Annotated in this window: 4 protein-coding genes; 2 read left to right on the plus strand and 2 right to left on the minus strand. The window is 45.3% G+C overall.

Annotated features, from left to right (window positions below):
- A partial coding sequence (locus AB4653_RS23320; protein WP_372105434.1) for a DNA gyrase C-terminal beta-propeller domain-containing protein occupies nt 1–948 on the plus strand: 948 nt, incomplete at its 5' end.
- A 263-nt stretch (nt 949–1,211) separates the two neighbouring features.
- Nucleotides 1,212–1,841 (plus strand): hypothetical protein, encoded by a 630-nt coding sequence (locus tag AB4653_RS23325; protein WP_009848846.1) that lies wholly within the window; start codon nt 1,212–1,214, stop codon nt 1,839–1,841.
- A 51-nt stretch (nt 1,842–1,892) separates the two neighbouring features.
- On the opposite strand, the gene AB4653_RS23330 is transcribed toward AB4653_RS23325, so the two are convergent.
- Nucleotides 1,893–2,237 (minus strand): rhodanese-like domain-containing protein, encoded by a 345-nt coding sequence (locus tag AB4653_RS23330; RefSeq protein WP_009848845.1) that lies wholly within the window; start codon nt 2,235–2,237, stop codon nt 1,893–1,895.
- 126 nt (nt 2,238–2,363) lie between these two features.
- The coding region (nrfA, locus tag AB4653_RS23335; protein ID WP_372105435.1) for an ammonia-forming nitrite reductase cytochrome c552 subunit at nt 2,364–3,642 on the minus strand (1,279 nt) is incomplete at its 5' end.

The raw sequence follows: 3,642 nt of genomic DNA on the forward strand, positions 1-3,642 counted from the left end.
TACATTGAGCGTCTGCTTGTTGCTAATACTCACGATAACATCTTATGTTTCTCTACTCGTGGTAAAACGTACCGCTTGAAAGTTTACCAACTGCCTCAAGCAAGCCGCACGGCTCGTGGTAAGCCTATCGTTAACATTCTTCCTCTAGAAGAAGGTGAGCGTATTACGGCTATCCTGCCTGTTTCTGAGTTCTCTAACGAGAAATTCATCTTCATGGCAACAGGCGACGGTACCGTTAAGAAGACATCACTGGATCAATTCGCAAACGTACGTGCTAACGGCCTAATCGCAGTTAACTTACGTGACGATGATTCACTGATTGGCGTTGATATTACTGACGGTAATAGCGACATCATGCTGTTCTCGAAGTCGGGCAAAGTTGTTCGCTTTAACGAGGACAAAGTACGTCCAATGGGTCGTACTGCCTCTGGTGTTCGTGGTATGAAGCTTCCAGAAGACGATCAAGTGGTTTCACTGATTGTTCCTTCAAACGAAGGCGATATCCTAACTGTGACTCAAAACGGTTACGGTAAGCGTACTGAGCTGGCTGAATACCCAACGAAAGGCCGTGCAACGCAAGGTGTAGTATCTATCAAAGTCTCTGATCGTAATGGCCCAGTAGTTGGTGCTGTTCAGGTTGAAGAAGGCGATGAAATGATGATGATCACCGACGCAGGTACACTAGTACGTACTCGCGTAGCGGAAGTAAGCCAAGTTGGTCGTAACACTCAAGGTGTAACACTGATTCGTACTGCTGAAGACGAGAATGTTGTAGGTCTACAACGTATCGACGAAGTAGAAGAAGCTGAGATTGTTGAAGGCGAAGAAACTGAAGAAGCAAATGCTGACGCAGTAAACGCTGAAACGGCTGTTGTTTCTGAATCAAGTGAAGAGCAAGCATCTGATGCTTCTGACTCTGAAAGTGATAGCGAGCAAGACACTGAGTAATCTCGATTACGTTAAGTAATTAAGCTTACCAATGAAAAAACCGAGCCTAAGTGCTCGGTTTTTTATTGCCTGTCATTTCACTCTTTTTCTCTTCTCTTCTCTTCTCTTCTCATTTGGCTTATGGCTTAGGTTTTAGCACCAACCTTAACCCGTCGCTTTTATGCAAAAGTTTGATACTAAATCTCGAACGCTAAACTTTGATCAATAACGAGACAGTGCGAAAACGATAGAGTAGAGATAGATCTAAATAAAAGGGATGTGGAATGGATATCTGGTTGTTGGTTGCGTTGGTACTAATGAGTCTGTTTTTGATCGCGGTCGTTATTGCCGCGAGCAACAATGGCAGCCATCTAAAAGGCAATGTGGTGATTTCTCTTACAGCGGTGGCTTTGAGCGTGCTGGTCTGGTCTCAACTGAAACAAGAGTTACCTCAACTTCCTTTGGATGATAGCAATAACTACACGGCAACAGATTTCGAAGATGAGCTTCAGCAAAGCCTTGAGCAAGACCCGAATCAATCCGACTTGTGGTTTAAGCTTGGTGGTGTGTACATGCAGAAAGCGGAGTTTGATGCGGCATTCACTTGCTACGATTATGCGATTCGCTTAGATCCTCAAGCGCCTTCTGGCCTCTATGCTGCCAAAGCAACAGCACTTTATTATCTTAGCTCTCAAGCGATGAGTGATGATGTTAATGCGTTGTTGGAGCACTCCATGCAGCTTGATCCCAATGATCGTACGGCATTGATGTTGATTGCGACCGATCACTTCATCAGCATGCGCTATCAACAAGCGATCGATGCGTGGACTCAAATCTTAGATTCCAATCAGAAGGGCATTGATCGTGTCTCTATTATCCATTCGATCAACCAAGCCAAACAGATGATCCGTTAAGCTTGGCTAATTGCTAAAGAGGCGATCTTACTTAAGATCTCATTTCGAAGACTATTGGTTTTCCTGCATTTCGATTAAGCCACCAGCATTGTGGATTTGAGTAAACCCTTGAGCGCGCAAGAATTGATAAGCTTGCCCTGAACGATTGCCACTGCGGCAGTACAACACGATGGGTTGGTCTTTATCTATCTTAGCAAAGTGAGTAGCCACTTCAGAAAGAGGGTAGTTGATGGCGTTGTCTAGATGCCCTTGTTCGAACTCTGCAGGTGTTCTGACATCAACCACTAATGCACCTTTCTCTATTAATTCCCACCCTGTCTCAGCACGCTCAGATGCGTGAACGCTTGAACTGAGTAGTGCAATACATAATGCCGAAAGCGAAAGTAAGATTTTCATTGTTTATTCCTTGAATTGGCGAGTGGATCGGGGATTCGATATTGATCTGTATTCCCCTAAAACCTAAAAAACCAGCCACACAACAATAGTGTGACTGGTTTTTACTTAATGGTCTAATGGAAGAAACTAGTATTCGTAGTTGGCTTCACGCTTTTCAGCTTGCTCTTCCCATTTAGGAACAACCGTGTCTAAGAAGTGCTGTTTCTCTGCGTTCATCTTATCCATGTCCATTCCAAGCGCTTTTTGAGCCGCTTCTTTTGTCGAGATATCTGGAATCTCGATTGGATCGGTGATGCCTTTCTTCGCCAGTAGACGAACAATCTTAGTACGAGCATCCGCGGCGCGGTCAACGGCAGTACCTAGCACTTCTAGAGCGATTTCAGGTGCGTGCATGTGAATACCGTGAGACGCGATAGCGTAGTCCCAACGCCATTGAGCGTGACGGATATCGAGTAAGATAGGTTCCATCTCTTGCTCTGTCGCACCCGCTTCCCATGCTGCGCCTGCTTCAAAGTGAGCAGCAACGATTTGTTTCTCAGCAGTCAGCTTCATGTTTAGTACTTGCGCTTTACGGCTTGAAACGATGTTACGCATAGTTTCTTTCGATTGAGTGTGACAGTTTGCACACGTATCTTCGAAGCGGTCGAATGGGTTACCCACTTTATGGTCGGTATAAACGGTGCCATCTTCTTTGGTCACTTTCGGCATATGACAGTCAGCACAAACAACTTTGTTTTTGCCGTGAATACCTTCGCGCCATGTTTCGAAACCTGGGTGTTGCGCTTTCAGCATGGGTGCTTTCGATACTTTATGCGTCCAATCTTTAAAGTTGATTGCATCATAGTAGCGTTCCATGTCGCCAACGGTTGTACCTTGGTCCCAAGGGAATTTCACACCTTTGGTTGGCCCTGTGAAGTAGTATTCCACGTGGCACTGAGCACAAACAGAAGCTTGTTGGTCTAAACGACTTTGTTCATCAAACTTTTTACCAATCGTTTCAAATGCTCGTTCAACGTAAGGACGAGTCACCTTCAATGCTGGCTCACCATTCTTAAAGCCTTCGCTTTGGGTATCGTGACAGTCTGAACAGCCAATAGGGTTAATGATCTCGTTGCCAAGACGCGCCCATTTACCTTCAAAATAACCATCTTCACCACGCTCTTCGATAACACGAGCGACATCTGGGCTCTTACAACTCCAACACGCCATTGGCATTGGACCAGAGCTTTCGTCCGTTGGGCCGCCAGTACGAAGTGTTTGTCTTACATCGTCAATGGCATAAAAGTGGCCGCGTGCTTTGTTGTAATCTTTTGCGAAGCCGTAGCCAGCCCACATGATGACCATGTTTGGATCTTCTTTTAGTACCTTAGTGTCAGCAATGGCTACGCCTTGATCTAAATGTAGA

Source organism: Vibrio sp. 10N.222.48.A3 (assembly GCF_041475345.1).
Classification (GTDB): domain Bacteria; phylum Pseudomonadota; class Gammaproteobacteria; order Enterobacterales; family Vibrionaceae; genus Vibrio; species Vibrio tasmaniensis_A.